This window comes from Uliginosibacterium gangwonense DSM 18521 (genome assembly GCF_000373965.1).
GTDB classification, from domain to species: domain Bacteria; phylum Pseudomonadota; class Gammaproteobacteria; order Burkholderiales; family Rhodocyclaceae; genus Uliginosibacterium; species Uliginosibacterium gangwonense.
This window is the reverse complement of sequence record NZ_KB892864.1, coordinates 221683-239697: the sequence shown is the minus strand read 5'-3', so window position 1 is coordinate 239697 and position 18015 is coordinate 221683. Positions and strand designations below refer to the sequence as shown.

General features: G+C 59.4%; 19 protein-coding genes and 1 other RNA gene. 13 read left to right on the top strand and 7 right to left on the bottom strand.

The genetic code is table 11. The features are described 5' to 3' along the window. Positions 1-104 precede the first annotated feature (104 nt). Together B145_RS26265 and B145_RS0118590 are read left to right on the top strand one after the other, a co-directional pair. Complete coding sequence (locus tag B145_RS26265; protein WP_018609376.1) at positions 105-758, top strand: response regulator transcription factor; 654 nt, start codon at positions 105-107, stop codon at positions 756-758. A gap of 5 nt (positions 759-763) precedes the next feature. Then, positions 764-1630, top strand: coding sequence for a sensor histidine kinase (locus B145_RS0118590; protein ID WP_018609375.1), 867 nt, complete (start codon positions 764-766; stop codon positions 1628-1630). A gap of 59 nt (positions 1631-1689) precedes the next feature. Here the strand turns inward: B145_RS0118590 and B145_RS28790 are convergent, their stop codons facing one another. The 6 genes from B145_RS28790 to B145_RS0118555 form a co-directional block, all read right to left on the bottom strand. Then, on the bottom strand, positions 1690-2331 hold the full coding sequence (locus tag B145_RS28790; protein WP_018609374.1) for a BON domain-containing protein: 642 nt from the start codon (positions 2329-2331) through the stop codon (positions 1690-1692). Further along, a complete protein-coding gene (locus B145_RS0118580) occupies positions 2328-2921 on the bottom strand; it encodes a phosphoheptose isomerase (protein WP_018609373.1) in 594 nt (197 codons plus the stop codon). Before B145_RS0118580 ends, B145_RS28790 begins: the two co-directional genes overlap by 4 nt. Before the next feature lie 2 nt (positions 2922-2923). Next, the gene (gene argC, locus B145_RS0118575) at positions 2924-3880 is read right to left on the bottom strand and encodes an N-acetyl-gamma-glutamyl-phosphate reductase (protein WP_018609372.1); all 957 of its coding nucleotides are present in this window, start codon (positions 3878-3880) and stop codon (positions 2924-2926) included. Between the two features lie 196 nt (positions 3881-4076). Beyond that, on the bottom strand, positions 4077-4838 hold the full coding sequence (locus B145_RS0118565; protein WP_018609370.1) for an SDR family oxidoreductase: 762 nt from the start codon (positions 4836-4838) through the stop codon (positions 4077-4079). A 231-nt stretch (positions 4839-5069) separates the two neighbouring features. Further along, entirely contained in the window at positions 5070-5465 is a 396-nt protein-coding gene (locus B145_RS0118560) for an HIRAN domain-containing protein (protein ID WP_018609369.1), read from the bottom strand. After that, positions 5465-5896, bottom strand: coding sequence for a YraN family protein (locus B145_RS0118555; RefSeq protein ID WP_018609368.1), 432 nt, complete (start codon positions 5894-5896; stop codon positions 5465-5467). Before B145_RS0118555 ends, B145_RS0118560 begins: the two co-directional genes overlap by 1 nt. Here B145_RS0118555 and rsmI point away from each other — a divergent pair. The 3 genes from rsmI to B145_RS0118540 are packed head-to-tail and all read left to right on the top strand — an operon-like array spanning position 5895 to position 8279. Further along, positions 5895-6761 (top strand): 16S rRNA (cytidine(1402)-2'-O)-methyltransferase, encoded by an 867-nt coding sequence (gene rsmI, locus B145_RS0118550; RefSeq protein WP_018609366.1) that lies wholly within the window; start codon positions 5895-5897, stop codon positions 6759-6761. The genes B145_RS0118555 and rsmI overlap by 2 nt on opposite strands. A gap of 13 nt (positions 6762-6774) precedes the next feature. Then, complete coding sequence (gene pyrC, locus B145_RS0118545) at positions 6775-7815, top strand: dihydroorotase (protein ID WP_018609364.1); 1041 nt, start codon at positions 6775-6777, stop codon at positions 7813-7815. 32 nt (positions 7816-7847) lie between these two features. Beyond that, positions 7848-8279: a hypothetical protein gene (locus B145_RS0118540; RefSeq protein ID WP_018609363.1), complete on the top strand. Its 432-nt coding sequence runs from the start codon at positions 7848-7850 to the stop codon at positions 8277-8279. A gap of 23 nt (positions 8280-8302) precedes the next feature. Here the strand turns inward: B145_RS0118540 and B145_RS0118535 are convergent, their stop codons facing one another. Further along, entirely contained in the window at positions 8303-9541 is a 1239-nt protein-coding gene (locus B145_RS0118535; protein ID WP_018609361.1) for an HD-GYP domain-containing protein, read from the bottom strand. 268 nt (positions 9542-9809) lie between these two features. Here B145_RS0118535 and rnpB point away from each other — a divergent pair. From rnpB to mraY, 8 genes are all read left to right on the top strand, one after another. Beyond that, an RNA gene (rnpB, locus tag B145_RS27725) (RNase P RNA component class A) lies at positions 9810-10195 on the top strand. Positions 10196-10614: 419 nt separating this feature from the next. Continuing rightward, positions 10615-11064: a division/cell wall cluster transcriptional repressor MraZ gene (gene mraZ / locus B145_RS0118530; protein WP_018609358.1), complete on the top strand. Its 450-nt coding sequence runs from the start codon at positions 10615-10617 to the stop codon at positions 11062-11064. Then, a complete protein-coding gene (gene rsmH, locus B145_RS0118525; protein WP_018609356.1) occupies positions 11061-12020 on the top strand; it encodes a 16S rRNA (cytosine(1402)-N(4))-methyltransferase RsmH in 960 nt (319 codons plus the stop codon). The genes mraZ and rsmH overlap by 4 nt, the downstream gene beginning before the upstream one ends. Next, complete coding sequence (ftsL, locus tag B145_RS0118520) at positions 12020-12298, top strand: cell division protein FtsL (RefSeq protein WP_018609354.1); 279 nt, start codon at positions 12020-12022, stop codon at positions 12296-12298. Before rsmH ends, ftsL begins: the two co-directional genes overlap by 1 nt. Then, positions 12295-14031 (top strand): peptidoglycan D,D-transpeptidase FtsI family protein, encoded by a 1737-nt coding sequence (locus tag B145_RS0118515; RefSeq protein ID WP_018609351.1) that lies wholly within the window; start codon positions 12295-12297, stop codon positions 14029-14031. The genes ftsL and B145_RS0118515 overlap by 4 nt, the downstream gene beginning before the upstream one ends. Next, positions 14028-15545: a UDP-N-acetylmuramoyl-L-alanyl-D-glutamate--2,6-diaminopimelate ligase gene (locus B145_RS0118510; RefSeq protein WP_018609349.1), complete on the top strand. Its 1518-nt coding sequence runs from the start codon at positions 14028-14030 to the stop codon at positions 15543-15545. Before B145_RS0118515 ends, B145_RS0118510 begins: the two co-directional genes overlap by 4 nt. Continuing rightward, positions 15529-16920 (top strand): UDP-N-acetylmuramoyl-tripeptide--D-alanyl-D-alanine ligase, encoded by a 1392-nt coding sequence (locus B145_RS0118505; protein ID WP_033407586.1) that lies wholly within the window; start codon positions 15529-15531, stop codon positions 16918-16920. Before B145_RS0118510 ends, B145_RS0118505 begins: the two co-directional genes overlap by 17 nt. Then, on the top strand, positions 16920-18008 hold the full coding sequence (gene mraY / locus B145_RS0118500; protein ID WP_018609345.1) for a phospho-N-acetylmuramoyl-pentapeptide-transferase: 1089 nt from the start codon (positions 16920-16922) through the stop codon (positions 18006-18008). Before B145_RS0118505 ends, mraY begins: the two co-directional genes overlap by 1 nt. Positions 18009-18015: the final 7 nt, after the last annotated feature.

The following is an 18015-nucleotide window of genomic DNA, read 5'->3' as shown; positions in this document are numbered from 1 at the left end:
CATAAATAACGAGTTGGTGATTTGACGCATCCTTACAGCAAAAAATTGGGTTAATCTTCTTCTCGTCCCACCCACTGAGGGGTGTCTGTGGAAGGCGCGCAACCATGAACGTGTTTGCCCGAAATATCCTGTTGGTCGATGATCATTCCTTGTTGCAGCATGCTTTGAAGGCCATACTTGAGCCACTGCTGGCAGGCGGAGAAATCCATTGCGCCTCAACGGCGCAAGACGCAGTATCAGCGCTGCGGTCTGGCAGAATTTTTCATCTCGTTTTGCTGGACCTGAAATTGCCGGATAGCGATGGCATGCGTCTGATGACGCTTTTACGCCGTGAGGCGCCAAATGTCCCTGTGGCAATCTTTTCTGGTCAGGATGCACCTATCTATCGTCAGCTTGCGCGCGAAGCAGATGCCGACGGTTTTCTCGGCAAGTCGATGGACCCGGTGGCCCTGGTCGATGGTGTGCGCACGCTCTTGTCTGGACGCCGCTTCTTTGACGATCAGCAGGAGCGCACCCGTGGCTTGCCGCATGGCGAGGCCCGGCCACGCCCCAAACTCAGCCCGAAGCAGGAGCGCGTGCTGTGCTGCCTGATGGAAGGGCTCTCCAACAAGGAGATTGCCCAGCGGCTTGATCTTTCAGAACGAACCGTCAAGATGCATCTGACATCGGTCTACCATGTGCTGGGGGTAAACACCCGGTCTCAGGCCATCTTGGTTGGTCAGACCCTGAATCTGACCATGCCGCCAGAAGACGGCTAAGTGTCATGACGGAGCATACGGCAAGGCGGCCCTACCGGCTGGCATTCAGCGTGGTGCTGCTGGCCTTGGGCCTGCAGGTGATCTTGCAGGATATCCTCATGCGCGGGGCATGCTTCGCGGTGGGGGGGCTTGCCTTGGCATGGATCGTATGCAGGCAGGGTCGCGGCTGCGAGCAGGCTGATGTGGCACTCCCCGCTTCAGATGTGGTGGAGGACCAAACATCTCAGCGGGATATCCTCTTGGGCGCTGGGCATGATTTGCGTCAGCCGGTGCAAGCCATCTCGCTCTTTGCCGCCAGTCTCGCTGCTTATCCGATGCAGGATGCTCATCGCAAGCTGGTGGCGGGGATTGAGTCTGGGGTGCATTCCCTCTCAGGGATGTTGGAGGCTGTTTTTGGCATTGTCAAACTGCAAGCTGGCCGCATCGCATGCCAGACGCAGATAGTGGTGTTGGAAGACGCCCTGGCGCAAGCCGTGGATGACAAGCTGGATCTTGCCCACGAACGCCAATTGCATTTACGCCATGCCACCACGCGTCGTCAGGTTCAGGCTGACCCAAGCCTGTTGAAGCTGGCGTTGGGTAGCATGCTTGAACATGCTCTGGCACAGACTCCGGGCGAGGGCGGTGTGCTGCTGGGAAGCCGCAGACGGGGCGATGAGGTGTGGATCGAGCTGCGTCATGGTGGCAAGGCAAAGCTTGCCATGCAGCAGGATGTGTTTATCCCGGGGGAAGGGTACTGCGATACGCTCACCGACAAGGGCTATGGTCTGGCATATGCCGAAGGCTTGGCGCGCTTGATGGGGGGGCGGCTTGAGGTATTTGTTATGCCTGAAAAGGGGTGCCTGTTGCGGCTGAGTTTGCAGGCAGCATAAGAGATATTGAAGAATAAAAAAGCCTCCCCGCACGCGTTGGTGCCGGGAGGCTTTTACGTTTACTTGCCGTTGGCATTCGATACCGGGGCGGGTGTTTCTCCCGTCAGGCGTGCGATTTCTGCCGGGCTGACCACTTCCATCACACGTACCACGCGTACGACGTTCTTGGTGGTGCGGGCGATTTCAGTGGCGATGTTGGCCTCGTTCTCGGTGACGATCCCCATCAGGTAGACCACGCCATTCGAGCAGATCACGTCAAAGTGGTTGGCCGAGATTTCCTTGCTGTCGACCAAGCGGGCCTTGACCTGGGTGACGACCCATCTGTCGCTGGTGCGAACGCCGAAAGGCAGCGGATAGCCGATGGCGATTTCGTTGAACACTTCTCGGATGTTGGGCACGTTACGGGCCAGTTGTTCAACGTCGGCCTTGGCTTTTTCATTGTTGGCCCGACCCGTCAGCAGTATCCAGCGGTTGAACGCGTTGGCGGAAACCTGGGTGTTTTCTTCCAGGGCCACCGGGAAGTTGTGATTGAAGCGGCGCTCAATTTCGGAATCCTGGATCTGGACGCCGTAGGAGCGGCGATCCAGCGTCGAGGCCACGCCGGTTGCGCCCACCCCGGCTGCAACCAGGGGTACGCAGGCGGGCAGGGTGGTGCACAAGCTGATTATGGCAAGCAGTGTGTATAAACGACTATGTTTCAAGGTTCTTCCCCCATCAACAAACAGTCTATGCCATCGCATAAACCGTGGATAACCAAAAGGTGGACTTCCTGGATGCGTGCTGTTCTGTCGTGCGGCACGCAGATCTGGATGTCCTCGTCGCGGAGCATGGCGGCAAGTTGCCCGCCCTCCTTGCCAGTCAGGGCGATGATGCGCAAATCCCGCTCCTGTGCGGCTTCAACAGCCGTCAGGACGCTGGAGGAGTTGCCGCTGGCCGAGATCGCCAACAGGATATCGCCTGGTTGCCCCAATGCTCTGACCTGTTTGGCGAACACTTGTTCCCACGCGTAATCGTTGGCGATGGCACTGAGTACCGAACTGTCGGTGGTCAGCGCAATAGCGGCAAGCTCCGGGCGTTCACGCTCGAATCTTCCTTGCAACTTGGCGGCGAGATTTTGCGCGTCTGCGGCAGAACCGCCATTACCGCATGTCAGAATCTTGCCGTTGGACAACAGGCAGCGGACCATTTCTTCGGTCGCTGCGGCAATTGGGTGTGCCAGCATTTCGGCCGCGCTGATGGTGGCCTGGATGTTGTCTTCGAAATGCTGGTTGATACGTGCAATCAGGTCCATGCTCAGGCCGACAGAGAGGTCGATTCATCAAGACCCAGCATGATGTTCATGCACTGGATGGCTGCACCTGAGGCGCCCTTGCCCAGATTGTCGAAGCGGGCGCTGAGCAGGATATGCTCTGCGTTGCCAAACACGAACAATTCGGCGCGGTTGGTGCCATTGCAGGTGGTGGCGGGCAGAAAGCCTGCATCCAGTGTCTCGCCGCCGCCCAAAGGCATGACGCGCACAAAGGTCTCGTTGTCGTAATACTCAGCCAGCTTGGCATGCAGGGTTGCGGCAGTGGGCTTGCCGGGCAGCACACGAGATTGCAGCGGTACGGACACCAGCATGCCCTGTGCGAAGTTGCCGACGATGGGCGTGAACAGCGGCTTGTACTGCAAGCCGCAGATGGCCTGCATTTCGGGCAGGTGCTTGTGCGCCAGGCCCAGTGCGTAGAAACGCGGGCTGAGCATGCTGTCGGGCAGAGACGGGTCGGTTTCGTAGCTGGCAATCATTTCCTTGCCACCGCCCGAATAGCCCGTCACCGAATAGGTGTTGAACGGAAAATCAGCCGGAATCAGCCCCGCAGCCACCAGTGGTTGCACCAGTAGGATGAAGCCGGAGGCATGGCAGCCGGGCACGGCGACCCGTTGCGAGCTGCGGATACGCCCGCGCTGACCATGCAGCTCAGGCAGGCCATAGACCCAGTCCGGGTGGGTCCGGTGTGCCGTACTCGCATCCAGGAAGCGCGTGCGGGTATTATCAGGCGCCAGCAGGGCTACTGACTCGCGTGAGGCAGCATCGGGCAGACACAGGAAAACCACGTCGGCTGCGTTGATGAACTCGGCCTTGACGGCTGTGTCCTTACGCTTATCCTCAGGAATGGTGAGGATTTCGATGTCCTGGCGGCCAGCCAGCCGCTCGTCAATCTTCAGACCGGTAGTACCGTGCCGGCCATCGATGAATACCTTGAAAGTCATGTCTGCCTCGATAGAACTGCAAAACTGCAAGCTTGAGGGCGTGATTGTAGCCGAGAACCCGTCTGTGATCTTGTTGCAAAGCGGTGGGGCGGATTGCCCAGGCCGTTAAAAGAAAACCCCCTCCGGGTGATCGGAGGGGGTTTTCTGGTCAGAACAGGATGAGGACATGCGCGAGGCATGCCCTCACAACAGGTTCTTAGCGGGCTTGCCAGCCACCATCCACATTGATGATGGTGCCGTTCAGGTAGTCCGAAGCGGCGGAAGCCAGGAACACAGCGGTGCCTGCCAGATCTTCCGGCTGGCCCCAACGGCTGGCGGGGATGCGGTCAACGATGGCCTTGTTGCGGGCTTCGTCGGCGCGGATCGGTGCGGTGTTGGCAGTGGCGATGTACCCTGGGGCAATACCGTTACAGTTGATGCCTTGGGAAGCCAGTTCGTTGGCGATCAGCTTGGTGATACCGGCAATACCGTGCTTGGAAGCGGTGTAGCCCGGCACCAGGATGCCGCCTTGGTAAGACAGCATGGAGCAGATGTTGATGATCTTGCCCTTGGCTTTGCGAGCCAGCACGTGGCGGCAGAAGGCTTGGGACAGGTAGACCGGTGCGTACAGGTTGATCTTCATCACGAGATCAAAGTCAGCTTCGGTGTGCTCAATGAACGGAGCGCGGCGGATGGTGCCGGCAACGTTGGCCAGGATGTCGACTTGACCGGCAGCCGCGATGGCTTCATCCAGCACGCGTTGCGGCGCGCCTGGCTCGGTCAGGTTGGCTTGAACGTAGTAGTACTTGCGGCCTGTGGCTTCCAGACCTGCGACGGTTTCGGGCAGCATGGCACCGAAGTCGGCCACAACGATGGTGGCACCAGCTTCAGCCATCTTGATGGCGATTGCAGCGCCAATGCCTTGGGCAGCGCCGGTGATGAGGGCGACCTTGCCGGTCAGATCGAAAGGATTGCTCATTGCAGTTGTTCTCCAGTTTTATATCAATGCCTGCCCTGGCTTGGGGCAGTGTGCTCAGGTGCTCATTCTTCGGCTTTTCCCGCAGGCTGTCCTGTTGCAATAACGACGCCAGGGAAGTGGCTAAAATTGGTCAGGCCACCAAACCTGATTCCTAGAGTTTAACCGCTGTCTGAAAAAAAACAAACTGCTTCTTGCACAAGGCATCCCAAGCCTTCGTTTGGATAGAATTTCTCAATCTTTTCCGGCGCTTGCAGCCAGTGGAGCAAGGATCTCGATCTCCACCCTGCGCCTGGGGTCGGGGGCGTCGCGCAGGTGCCCGATCCGCGCAGACAGAGGCTGTTTGGCATCTAGGGCACGGGCAATGGCACCATTGCGGGTGCGGGGCAGATAGCCCAGTGTCTGCTTGTGCCAATCTACGCGCACGGCTTGCGCATCATAGGGGTTGCTTGTTTCAAGCACCAGTTGCAAGGCGTCTCCTTCACGCAACTGATCCCATACCGTTTGGGCCGCATGGTGGGTGAAGCCTGCCAGCGGGGTACGCTGCACAACCATGCTTTGCGCGATGCACACGTCTGGAGTGGTCAGCGCCAGCCAAGCCAGCAGCCCATACATTTGAAGCCGTTGCATCAGTGCGCTTCCATGAAGGCGGCGCGAATCCATTTGCAGCCTGAGCCTGTGAGGTCGTTGAGCAGCAAGGCATCGAAGCGGCACGGGTGGCGGGCATAGCGGCGGCCCTCACCATGCAGCCAATGGCGGGCGGCCAGTATGATGCGTTTCTGCTTGGGCCGGGTGATGCTGGCGGCAGCGCCGCCAAAATCAGCATTTTGGCGAAGTCTGACTTCTACGAACACAAGCGTTGTGCCCTCCAGCGCGATCAAATCAATCTCGCCACCTTTGCAGCGCACATTGCGGGCAAGGATCGTGAGCCCCTTTTGGCGCAGGAATTTTTCTGCAAGGCGTTCGGCCAACTGGCCATCGGATACCGGTAGCGCTTGCTCTGTGGGCCTACGCAGCAGACAATCCCAAGTCTTGCCTAGCCACTGTTTGAACGCATCCATGTCTGACCTCAATCCGCTCCACGCTTCCGCCGCATTGTATGTGGTTGCCACCCCATTGGGGAATCTGCATGACATTACCTTGCGTGCGCTGGAAATCCTGCGTGTCGTCGATGTGGTCGCTGCCGAAGATACGCGCCACTCCCAGCGCCTGCTGGCGGCGCATGGGCTCAGCCCGCGCATGCTGCCGGTGCATGAGCATAACGAGCAGGAAGGTGCTACCCGCATCATTGCGCTGCTTGAGGCCGGGCAGCATGTCGCCTTGATCACCGATGCAGGCACCCCGGCAGTCTCTGACCCCGGCGCCCGGTTGGTGGCGCGTGTCCAGGCGGCAGGTTTCCCCGTGGTGCCGGTGCCGGGGCCTTGCGCTGCCGTGGCGGCCTTGTCAGTATCCGGGTTGGGCGTCGGGCAGTTCCGTTTCGTGGGTTTTTTGCCGACCAAGCCGACGGCGCGACGTGCTGCCCTGGAGGCTTTGCGCAGTGATGAGGCCACCTTGATCTTCTACGAAGCCCCGCATCGGGTGCTGGAGTGCGTGGAAGATATGGCTGCAACGCTGGAGCCGGAACGTGAGATTGTGTTCTGCCGCGAACTGACCAAACTCTTTGAGCAGATTGAGCGCATGCCTCTTGCGCAAGCGCTGGATTGGATCAAGGCGGATGCCAACCGCCAGCGCGGCGAATTCGTGCTGCTCCTGGCGCCTGCGCCGGTGGCCGAAGGGGTTCCCGCCCAAGCTCGGCATGTGCTGGAACTGTTGCTGGCCGAGGGGCTGCCGGTGAAGTCCGCTGCCAAGCTGGCCGCCGAGATCAGCGGCACAGCGCGCAACCCGCTGTATGATCTCGCATTGGAACTGAAAGCAACCCGCAACTGAAAGATTATGTGACATGAGCATCCAGACCCTGAGCCTGATCCGCCCTGACGATTGGCACCTGCACCTGCGCGATGGCCAAGCTTTGCAAACAACTGTCGCGGATGCGGCGCGCCAATTTGGCCGCGCGTTGATCATGCCCAATCTGCGCCCGCCTGTCACAACGGTTTCACAGGCTTTGGCCTACCGTGAGCGGATTCTGGCGGCGCTGCCCGAAGGTCTCAAGTTTGCGCCCCTGATGACGTTGTATCTGACAGACAACACCCCTGTTGACGAAATCGACCGCGCCAAGGAAAGTGGGGTTGTCCACGCCGTCAAACTCTATCCCGCAGGGGCGACGACGAATTCGGATGCCGGGGTGACTGCAATTGAAAAGGTCTATCCGGTTTTGGAGCGCATGCAGGCGCTTGGTTTGGTGCTTTGTGTTCATGGCGAGGTGACCCATGCTGATGTTGACATGTTCGATCGCGAGTCTGCTTTTATTGACCGCGTACTTGCGCCGCTCGCAACGCAATTCCCGCATCTACGTGCGGTCTTCGAACACATTACAACGGCGGAGGCGGCGCGATTCGTAAGCCAGGGCGGGCATAGCATCGCGGCTACGATCACTGCTCACCACCTGTTGCTCAACCGCAACGCGCTGTTTGTGGGCGGCATACGGCCCCACCACTACTGTCTGCCGGTGCTCAAGCGGGAAACCCATCGTCAGGCGTTGGTGGCGGCTGCTGTTTCCAGCAATCCCCGTTTCTTCCTCGGCACCGATTCCGCGCCCCATGCCAAAAGCACCAAGGAGGCCGCCTGTGGCTGCGCCGGGTGCTACACCGCCCATGCTGCGATTGAGCTGTATGCGGAAGCCTTTGAGCAGGCGGGAGCGCTTGATCAGCTCGAAGCCTTTGCCAGCCTGAATGGCCCCGCCTGGTATGGCGTACCCCCCAATGCTGAGCGCATTACCCTGCGTCGTGAGGCATGGACGGTGCCAGCGACCCAGGATTACCTCCCCGGTGATCCGCTTGTGCCATTGCGGGCTGGAGAAAAGATCAATTGGCGCTTATCCTGAAGGCATCAACAATAACGAAAAGGTAGGGCGTGATGACAAACAGATCCTGGCTGATCCTTGCTGCGTTGAGCCTGAGCTGCCTTGCCGGGTGTGAAAATCAGGCCGCTTCCTACATGGTCGGTGGTGACAAGAACCACTCCATCTCCTTCCTGCGCGAGCAGCGTTGGTTCTGGAGTGGGGAGGTGGAACAGCGCATCGTCGTGGCCCGCTTTCCGGAATGCCAGCGTCGTTATGATCTTGATCTGGGTACAAAGCCCATGGCGGATTTGGAACTCTACGAAGTCCGCCCTATGCTGTATGCCGCACACCAGGGGAATACCTGGTACGCATTGGGTACGGAGCAATGCCAGGTGCAAAAATTTGATCAGGCACCCAACCCCATGCCTGGGGTCTTGCTCGGCCGTTTCAAGCAAAAGGGTGATGCGCTGGCTTTTGAGCCGAATCAGTCGGCCCCAGCCAAGTAGTTTGTCTCTGGCCCTACCGGTGTCTACATCACGGATGCCTGGATGTATTGGATAAAGCGCTGGGTGTCTCGGCCATGCTTGGCCGGGTCTTCGTGTGCAATGATCCGGTCTGCACCGCCGCTGCCCATGGGGCGGGAGAGGTCTAGATCGTAGGGCTCCACGGGGTTCTTTGTCTTGGTGTTGAAGACGATCTTGACGCGGGGCTGCAACAGACTCGTGTCGTTTTGCTCAATCACCACCGCCAGCCGCCCTGACTCCAGCCGTACCAGCGAGCCGACCGGGTAAATCCCCACGCAGCGGATGAATGCCTGCACCAGCACCGGATCAAAGTGGAAGGAACTCCATTCATGCAGTTTGCGTAAGGCATCCGTTGCCGGGATGCCACGGTGGTAGCAGCGATCTGCCGTGATGGCATCGTATACATCAACAATGGAAGACATGCGCACCAGTTGCGGAATCTGTTCGGGCTTCAGTTTGTCCGGGTAGCCGTTGCCATCCATGCGTTCATGGTGGTGCAGCGTGATATCCAGCGGGATAGGGCCGATCTCCGGCGATTTAAGCAGAATCTCGTAGCCATCGCGCGGGTGGCGCTTGATGATCTCAAACTCTTCATCGGTGAGCTTGCCGGGTTTGTTGAGCACCTCATCAGGCACCAGCGCTTTGCCGGTGTCATGCAGCAGCCCGCCGGTCCCAGCCAGCCGGGTGGTTTCCGAATCCAGGTTCAGGGTGCGGCAGAATGCCACTAGCAGGGCGCAAACGCTCACACAGTGCAGGAAGGTGTAATCGTCCTTGTTCTTGATCGTGAGCAGCCCGACGATGGCGCCGCTGTTGCGCAGAATGGATTCGGTGATGCTCTCCACCATGCCGTCGATTTGTTCCATCTCTACCGCACGGCCCAGGCGCGCATCGGCCATCACGTTGCGCACCAGTTGCTGGGCACGGCCCTTGATGGCGCGCGCACGCTGCATCTCTTCTTCGTGGGAAACACGGATGATCCCAGGCGCAGGCGCCGTGGCAATCTCTATGATCTCTTTCTGGAGCGTTTCGCGTACTTCCTCTTCAGTCGGGGCGTCTGGCACGTCCAGGCCACGATCTGTGTCGATATAGACATAGTGGATGCCCGTGTCGAGGATCTTCTGGATCTGTTTGTCAGTGCTGAGCTTGAATTGGTTTTTCAAGAACGGGTGGGTCAGCCAGTCGCAATCAAGCTCGTGGATGAACATGCCCACCTTGAGTTCTGAGGCAGATATTTTCTTGATCATGGGTGTAGATGCGACATGTGCATGACTGCTGCTGCCTATTATCGGCGGAATCGCCCGGAAACTGAATACAGTGTTGGCAATCGGGAACCTTATTTCACAGAACCTGTTCATAATCTTACTGCGAGGCCGTGATCGGGGCTCATGTGCTGCTCGAAATCCTCATTTATCAAACATAAACTCCGGTTTCTGCGCTGCTCTTCACCCCGCTGACGGCCTCTCGTTACAGATTATGAACAGGTTCGCAGAACTACCCGTATAATGGCGTCGGGAAGTTCGTCAGGCAGTCGCGCTGCGCCTTGTGCGCACCGAGGAAAGTCCGGGCCCCGCAGGGCAGGATGCCGGCTAACAGCCGGGCGCTATAAGTCGAAAGACCCAAGGCGACGGAAAGTGCAACAGAAAGCAAACCGCCGATGGCTCCGCAAGGAGATCAGGCAAGGGTGAAACGGTGTGGGTAAGAGCCCACCGCTGTCCTGGTAACAGGGCAGGCACGGCAAACCCCATCCGGGGCAAGGCCAAATAGGGGGGCGTTGATGCGGCCCGCAGAGCCCCCGGGTAGGCTGCTAGAGCTCCATGGTAACGTGGCGCCGAGAGGAATGACTGCCCCGCATCCGCAAGGGTGCGCGACAGAACCCGGCTTATCGACGAGCTTCCCAACTCATTCTTTGTGTCCCTTTGTCCGCCCCATGGCTACGAACGCCTGTTCGTAGCCATGGGGCGTTCTGTTTTCTTACGCCTTGTTCCTGCCCCCAAATTCTGATTAACGCATGCCCTGTCTGAAGGGCGATTGCGTCGTCCACAGACTGTCTGGGCGGTCCGCTCAGTAAGGGTACGCTGGCCTGGGCCGAAAAACATCTGCCCCACCCTTGCCTGTGTTACGGCGAGATGAAAAAGCTTCCGTTTGTCGGGGTATTTGCTAAGTGATTGAGGCTATTTGGTTTTCAGACGAAAGCCTGCTTGACGCACGGAATCTTCTTATCTAGAGTGGTGCAAAGTGGTGGAAAATGGATAATAGTGGGTAAGCGTGGTGTACCGAGTGCGGTGTAGCACTATCGTAATAATTGGGTGGAGGTCGAATGTTCCAGGGCGCTGCGGCGTTGAGTCTCGATGCGAAGGGTCGCTTGGCGATCCCGGCGCGGCATCGTGACGCCCTGGTCAGCCAGTGCGGCGGCAATCTGGTGGTGACGGCTCACCCCCACGGCTGCCTGCTGGTCTACCCCTTGCCCGATTGGGAACCCATCCGTGACCAGGTGCTGGCTGCACCGGGGCTGAATCCGCAATCTGCCGCGCTCAAGCGCCTGCTGGTTGGGAATGCACGTGATGAGGAAATGGACGCAGCCGGGCGGGTGTTGATTGCCCCCGAACTGCGGGAATGGGCAAAGCTGGATAAACAGGTGCGTTTGGTGGGGCAAGGCAAGCATTTCGAATTGTGGTCTGACGCGGCCTGGCTCAAGCAACAGGCAGATGCGGCGGCATTGTTTGCCAGCGGTGAGCTGCCGGCTGGTTTTGAGAATCTGGCGCTGTGAGTGCAAATCTGAATCACATCACAGTGCTGCTGCATGAAGCCGTGGATGCGTTGGCGATCCGTCCAGAGGGCGTCTATGTGGACGCCACTTTTGGCCGGGGTGGGCATAGCCGCCGCATCTTGGCTGCACTGGGGCCGCAGGGCCGCCTGATTGCGTTTGACCGTGATCCGCGTGCCATTGAGGCCGGGCGTGCCTTGCAGGATTCGCGGCTGAGTCTGGTGCACGAGCCTTTTTCGGCCTTTGATGCACAGCTCGATGCGCTGGGGATTGAAACGGTCGACGGGGTGTTGATGGATCTGGGTGTGTCTTCTCCCCAGCTCGACGACCCGGAGCGTGGCATGAGTTTCAGGTTCGATGCGCCGCTGGACATGCGCATGGATACAACGCGGGGGGAATCCGCCGCGCAATGGCTGGCCCGGGCAACCGTGGCTGAAATTTCAACTGTGCTGAGGGAATACGGTGAAGAACGGTTTGCTCATGCGATTGCAAAGGCGATTGATGCTGCTCGGGCGGGGGGGGATGTCGCAACCACTGGACAACTTGCCGCGCTCGTGGAGAAAGTCGTCTATACGCGCGAGCCGGGGCTGCACCCAGCGACGCGCACCTTCCAGGCTTTACGGATTTGCGTTAACCGGGAACTTGAGGAGCTCTCGCTGACCCTGCCACGGGCAGCAAGGCGATTGGTGCCAGGAGGGCGCTTGGTGGTGATTGCCTTTCACTCGCTGGAAGACCGGATCGTGAAGCGTTTTATGCGCGATCAATCACGCCCGCCTGCGCTACCCAAGGGCTTGCCGGTGCGTGAGGCGGATCGCCCTCGTCCGATGCTGAGTCTGGTAGGGGATGCAATCAAGCCCAGTGCGGCCGAAGTGGCCGCCAACCCGCGTTCACGCAGCGCCATCATGCGCGTGGCCGAACGTACCGCAGCACCGTTTGCTGCCTTGGCAGGAGATGCGTAATGGCCCGCCTGACGGCCGTGCTGATTCTGGCATGTCTGGCCAGTGCCCTGGGAGTGGTGGCCTCCCAGCACCAGTCGCGCAAACTGGTAACGGCCATTGAAAAGGAACAGGCAAGAACCCAGGCGCTGAAAGTCGAATGGGATCAGTTGCAATTGGAGAGCGGGGCCTTTGGCGCCCGGCAACGTGTAGACAAGATTGCAAGGGAGAACCTCAAGATGGTTCCCCCGGAGCATAACAACCAGATTTCGCTTGAGCCTCTTGGGGGGCACTTGCAATGAAAAAAGCATATACCTTCAACCATAATCCTCTGCTTTCAGATCGCCTGCCTGAGTGGCGGGCACGCGTCGTTCTGGTTGCCCTGCTGACGGGCTCGGTGGTCTTGAGTGCCCGTGCCATGTACCTGCAAGGCGTCAACAAGGATTTTCTGCAGCAAAAAGGTGAATCCCGCTATGCCCGTACCCTGGTGATGCCTGCCAACCGTGGCAAGGTGACAGATCGGCATGGTGAGTTGCTGGCTGTCAGCACGCCGGTTAAGTCGATTGCCGCCATTACCGACATGGCCCAGCTTGATGCCAGCCAGATTGCTGCGTTGGCCAAGACCTTGGGGATGAACCCTGCGGAAATCAGCAAGCGTCTGGCTTCCAAGCGTGATTTCGTCTACCTGAAGCGCGAAGTGCCGCCCGATGAAGCCGCCCGTGTGGCGAACCTGAAACTGCCCGGTATCCAGGAGCAGGAAGAGTCCCGCCGTTTCTACCCGGTGGGCGAAGTGGCATCCCACCTGATCGGCTTTACCGATGTGGATGACAAGGGGCAGGAAGGGATCGAGCTGGCACTGCAGTCCGAACTGGTCGGCCAGCCGGGCTCCCGTCGGGTGATTCGTAACCGCCGTGGCGAGATCGTGGAGGACGTGGAGTCCATCCGCCAGCCCCAGGACGGCAAGGATGTTCCGCTCGCACTTGATGCCAAAATCCAGTATCTGGCCTATAGCGCACTCAAGCAGGCGGTGGATGCCAACAAGGCCAAGGCAGGTGCTGCGGTGGTGCTGGACGCGAAGACCGGTGAGATCCTGGCCCTGGTCAACGAACCTACTTACAACCCGAACAACCGTGTGAAGCTCACGGGTGAGCAGGTGCGTAACCGGGCGTTTACCGATTCGTATGAGCCGGGCTCGATCATGAAGCCCTTTGTGATCAGCATGGCGCTGGAGTCGCACCGCTATCGCCCGGATACGATCATCGACACCAACGGTGGGCACCTGACCATCAACGGCGCCACGATCGGGGATTCGCACGCACACGGGGCACTGACGGTATCCCAGGTGATCCAGAAGTCATCCAACATTGGTACGGCCAAGATTGCTCTGACTTTCCCGCCAGAGCAGATGTGGCAGCTTTATAACGACCTGGGCTTCGGGCAGCCACTCAAGATGGGCTTCCCCGGTGAAGTAGGCGGGCGCATGCGGCCCTACAAAACCTGGCGTCCGATTGAGCAGGCAACCATGTCTTATGGTCATGGCATTTCGGTGACCCTGGTGCAACTGGCCCACGCCTATCTGGCTTTTGCACGGGATGGCGATTTGATCCCCTTGTCGCTGACCCGGGTGGATTCTCCCCCCATGCATGGCAAGCAGGTGTTCAGCCCCGAGGTCGTCAAGCAGATGCGCCTCATGCTCGAATCCGTGGTGGGCGAGGGCGGGACTGCGCAGAAGGCGGCCGTGCCGGGTTACCGCGTGGGTGGCAAGACGGGGACAGCCTACAAGCTGGAAAACGGACACTATGTGCGCCGCTACGTAGCCTCTTTTGTAGGGGTGGCGCCGATGTCAAATCCGCGTGTGGTTGTCGCAGTCATGTTGGATGATCCCCTAGGCGGGCAGCACTTTGGGGGCGATGTGGCAGGGCCTGCGTTCTCGCAGATCATGGGTTCTACATTGCGCTGGATGGGTGTGTCGCCAGATGCCCCGATTGCGCCCACGCAGGTTGCGCGTGTGGGCAAGAGCAAGGAGAACATGTGACATCCGATCTCGCCAACGCAATCATGGCCTTGATCCGCGCTGAGGGGGGGACCCCTCAGCGCGTTTGTGCTGATTCCCGCAAGGTAGAACCGGGAGACGTGTTTCTGGCCTATCCGGGGCATGCCAGCGATGGGCGCCAGTATATTCAGGATGCGGTCAAGCGCGGCGCGGCTGCCGTTTTGTGGGAACGCGAAGGTTTTGAGTGGGATACCCGCATCAAGGTGAGCAACCTGCCGGTTGATCGTCTGCGCTGGTTGGTGAGTGATATCGCCGACGAGGTCTGTGGTCGTCCGTCCGATCAACTGTGGATGGTGGGGGTGACCGGCACAAACGGCAAGACCTCCATTTCCCAATGGGTGGCACGGGCGTTCATCAACCTGGGGCGCGGCTGTGCTGTGATTGGCACGATTGGCTCCGGTTTTCCCGGGCGCCTTGCCGATACCGCCAATACAACCCCGGATGCCATTGTCTTACAGCAGGATCTGGCTCGTTTTCTGGCAGAAGGCGCTCAGGCGGTGGCGATGGAAGTCTCTTCCATCGGACTTGACCAAGGCCGCGTGGCCGGGGTTCGTATGGATGTGGCAGTGTTTACCAACCTGACACGGGATCATCTGGACTACCACCATACCATGGAGGCTTATGCCGCCTCCAAGGCCAAACTCTTTGATCATCCCGGTCTGAAGTCTGCCGTGCTCAATTTTGATGATCTTATGGGGGTGGTGCAGGCACGTCGTCTGGCTGGCAAGGATCTGAACGTGGTCGGCTATACCGTGGTGCCAGACAACGCTTCGGCGGCGCCAGCCAAATACGTGGTTGTCGCCGAGCAGTTGCGCTCCACCGCCCATGGCATGCGCTTTGTGGTGCGGTGTGGTGAAAAACAGGCCGAAATGTCGGTGGGGTTGGTTGGGCAATTCAATGCTTCCAACCTGTTGGCCGTGATTGCCGTGTTGCTCGAATCCGGTGTCAGCTTTGAGCAGGCTATCGAAGCAACCCGGACACTGACGCCACCGGAAGGGCGCATGCAGACCCTGGGTGGGGTGGGTGAGCCCATGATCGTGGTCGATTATGCTCATACCCCGGATGCGCTGGAACAAGCCCTGAAAGCGCTCCGAAGTACCGTGGTGTCGCGCCACGGCCAACTGGCATGCGTGTTTGGCTGTGGTGGTGATCGTGATCCCGGCAAGCGTGCGCTGATGGGCGAGGTGGCAGTGCGGTTGGCACACAAGGCGATCATCACCAGCGACAACCCACGCAGCGAAGATCCCGAGACCATCATTGCCCAGGTGGCAGAGGGCGCGGCCCAGGCCGAGAGGATGGTTGACCGCGCCGAGGCGATCCAGCGTGCGGTTATGGAAGCTCATACCAATGATGTGATTCTGATCGCAGGCAAGGGGCACGAGACGTATCAGGAAATTGCTGGCAAACGCCACCACTTCAGTGATGCAGAACATGCCAGCGCGGCTTTGAACGCCTGGCGCGCCAAACATGGGGCGAACAATGATGAAATTGAGTGAAGCAGCCCAGGTGCTTGGTGTTGAACTCAGCGGAGCGGATACCGAATACACCGCTATCGGGCTGGATACCCGTGAGGATCTGACAGGCAAACTGTTCGTTGCCTTGCGCGGGGACAATTTTGATGCCCACCGCTTTTTGGCCGATGCGGCTGCGCGGGGTGCGGTTGGCGGCATCGTCAGCAAGCACAACGAGTTTGCGTTGCCAGCAGCTTGGCCGGTGATTGCTGTGGAAGACCCGCGTCTTGCCCTGGGAACTCTCGCTTCCGCTTGGCGCAAGCGCTTCGCGCTGCCCTTGATTGGGGTAACGGGTAGCAACGGCAAGACCACAGTCAAGGAAATGTGTGCCGCCATCCTGCGCGCCTGGGTGGGGGATGCCCCAGAGCAGGTGCTGGCCACACAGGGCAATCTGAACAATGATATCGGCATGCCGCAGATGCTGCTGCGTCTGCGCCCGGATCACCGTGCTGCGGTGATTGAAATGGGGATGAACCACCCCGGCGAGATTGCCTATCTGGCCAAGCTGGCCGCGCCAACCGTGGCGGTGGTGACCAATGCCCAGCGCGCCCACCTTGAAGGCATGGGGGCGCTGGATGCTGTGGCCAAGGAAAAGGGCGAGTTGTTTGCCGCCCTGGGGCCGGACGGCATTGCGGCCATCAACGCCGACGATGCCCACTGCAGCTATTGGCAGACTCTGTGCAAGAACAAGCGGGTGATCAGCTTTGGCTTCGACGCGGCGGCCCAGGTGCGGGCCAGCTATCAGGCGCTGCCTTTCGGCAGCCGCGTGGTGTTGCACACGCAGCAAGGCAAGGCGGAGTTTCAGCTGGATGTGCCAGGGCAGCACAATGTGCGTAATGCCGCTGCGGCCGCTGCGGCCACATTGGGGGCGGGCGTTTCGCTGGAGGCGATCGCCAAGGGGCTGAACAATTTCTCTGGCGCCAAGGGGCGTTTGCAGGTGCGGCAGGCGAAATCGGGTGCCACCGTGCTGGACGATACTTATAATGCCAATCCCGATTCCGTTCGGGCTGCCATTGATGTGTTGGCCGCATCGACCGGTCAGAAAATCCTGGTTTTGGGGGATATGGGTGAAATCGGTGAGATGAGCGCCCAGTATCACGACGAAATTGGCGGTTACGCCAAAAGCCAGGGGATCGACCGGCTGTATGCCTTGGGTGAGCACAGCGCCTTGGCGGCACACAATTTTGGAGCGGGGGGGGAGCATTTCGACTCGGTTGAGGCTCTGGTGGCGGCGTTGGAGCCTGCGCTGGGGCCAGACCGGGTGGTGCTCGTAAAAGGTTCGCGCTTCATGCGCATGGAACGGGTGGCCGACGCGTTGGCGCTGCCGCTGCCGTCCGACAATTATTCAAGGCATAAATAATGCTGCTCAAACTGGCTCTCTGGCTCGGTCAGGACATTCGTACCTTCAATGTTTTTGGCTATATTACTCTGCGTACCATGCTGGCGGCATTGACTGCGCTGGTGATCTCCTTTGTGTTCGGCCCTGGGCTGATTCGTTGGCTCGCCGCCAAGAAGATCGGTCAGGCCGTGCGTGACGATGGCCCCAAGTCGCATCTGACCAAGGCGGGTACGCCGACCATGGGCGGCGCGCTGATCCTGATCTCCATCACCATCACCACCTTGTTGTGGGGAGATCTGTCCAACCGTTACCTGTGGGTTGTGCTGGCGGTGACTCTGGGTTTTGGTGCGGTAGGCTGGGTGGATGACTGGCGCAAGGTGGTGTACCGCGATCCCAAGGGGCTGGCGAGTCGCTGGAAGTATTTCTGGACTTCGGCCATTGCCGCAGCTGCGGCAATTTACCTGGGCACCACCGCAAGCAACCCGGCGCAGACCATCCTGATTGTGCCATTCTTTAAGACAGTGTCCTACCCGCTGGGCGTAGTGGGTTTCATGATTCTGAGCTATCTGGTGATCAACGGCACCAGCCATGCGGTGAACCTCACGGATGGTCTGGACGGGCTGGCGATCATGCCGACCGTGATGGTGGCTGCGGCCCTGGCAATCTTTGCCTACGTGGCCGGGCACTTTGGCTTCTCGCGCTATCTGTCCTTGCCGTTTGTGCCGGGCGCAGGTGAGCTTGCCGTATTCTGCGGCGCGATTGCGGGAGCTGGTTTGGGCTTCTTATGGTTCAACGTCTATCCCGCCGAGGTATTCATGGGGGATGTGGGTGCGCTGGCGCTGGGCTCTGCCCTGGGAACCATTGCGGTGATTGTGCGTCAAGAGATTGTGCTCTTCATCATGGGTGGGCTATTTGTGGCCGAAACCATGTCCGTGATGTTGCAGGTGGCATATTTCAAGTGGACTGGGGGCAAGCGCATCTTCCGTATGGCGCCTTTGCACCATCACTATGAACTGGGGGGCTGGAAGGAAACCCAGGTCGTGGTGCGGTTCTGGATCATTACCATCATGTTGGTGCTGTTTGGGTTGTCGACTCTGAAGCTGCGCTGATCAGGAT

Coding starts and splice junctions, on each gene's coding strand:
- B145_RS26265 (WP_018609376.1), top strand. CDS start 105: ATGAACGTGTTTGCCCGAAATATCCTGTTGGTCGATGATCATTCCTTG.
- B145_RS0118590 (WP_018609375.1), top strand. CDS start 764: ATGACGGAGCATACGGCAAGGCGGCCCTACCGGCTGGCATTCAGCGTG.
- B145_RS0118580 (WP_018609373.1), bottom strand. CDS start 2,921: ATGGACCTGATTGCACGTATCAACCAGCATTTCGAAGACAACATCCAG.
- argC (WP_018609372.1), bottom strand. CDS start 3,880: ATGACTTTCAAGGTATTCATCGATGGCCGGCACGGTACTACCGGTCTG.
- B145_RS0118565 (WP_018609370.1), bottom strand. CDS start 4,838: ATGAGCAATCCTTTCGATCTGACCGGCAAGGTCGCCCTCATCACCGGC.
- B145_RS0118560 (WP_018609369.1), bottom strand. CDS start 5,465: ATGCAACGGCTTCAAATGTATGGGCTGCTGGCTTGGCTGGCGCTGACC.
- rsmI (WP_018609366.1), top strand. CDS start 5,895: ATGTCTGACCTCAATCCGCTCCACGCTTCCGCCGCATTGTATGTGGTT.
- B145_RS0118555 (WP_018609368.1), bottom strand. CDS start 5,896: ATGGATGCGTTCAAACAGTGGCTAGGCAAGACTTGGGATTGTCTGCTG.
- pyrC (WP_018609364.1), top strand. CDS start 6,775: ATGAGCATCCAGACCCTGAGCCTGATCCGCCCTGACGATTGGCACCTG.
- B145_RS0118540 (WP_018609363.1), top strand. CDS start 7,848: ATGACAAACAGATCCTGGCTGATCCTTGCTGCGTTGAGCCTGAGCTGC.
- B145_RS0118535 (WP_018609361.1), bottom strand. CDS start 9,541: ATGATCAAGAAAATATCTGCCTCAGAACTCAAGGTGGGCATGTTCATC.
- mraZ (WP_018609358.1), top strand. CDS start 10,615: ATGTTCCAGGGCGCTGCGGCGTTGAGTCTCGATGCGAAGGGTCGCTTG.
- ftsL (WP_018609354.1), top strand. CDS start 12,020: ATGGCCCGCCTGACGGCCGTGCTGATTCTGGCATGTCTGGCCAGTGCC.
- B145_RS0118515 (WP_018609351.1), top strand. CDS start 12,295: ATGAAAAAAGCATATACCTTCAACCATAATCCTCTGCTTTCAGATCGC.
- B145_RS0118505 (WP_033407586.1), top strand. CDS start 15,529: ATGATGAAATTGAGTGAAGCAGCCCAGGTGCTTGGTGTTGAACTCAGC.
- mraY (WP_018609345.1), top strand. CDS start 16,920: ATGCTGCTCAAACTGGCTCTCTGGCTCGGTCAGGACATTCGTACCTTC.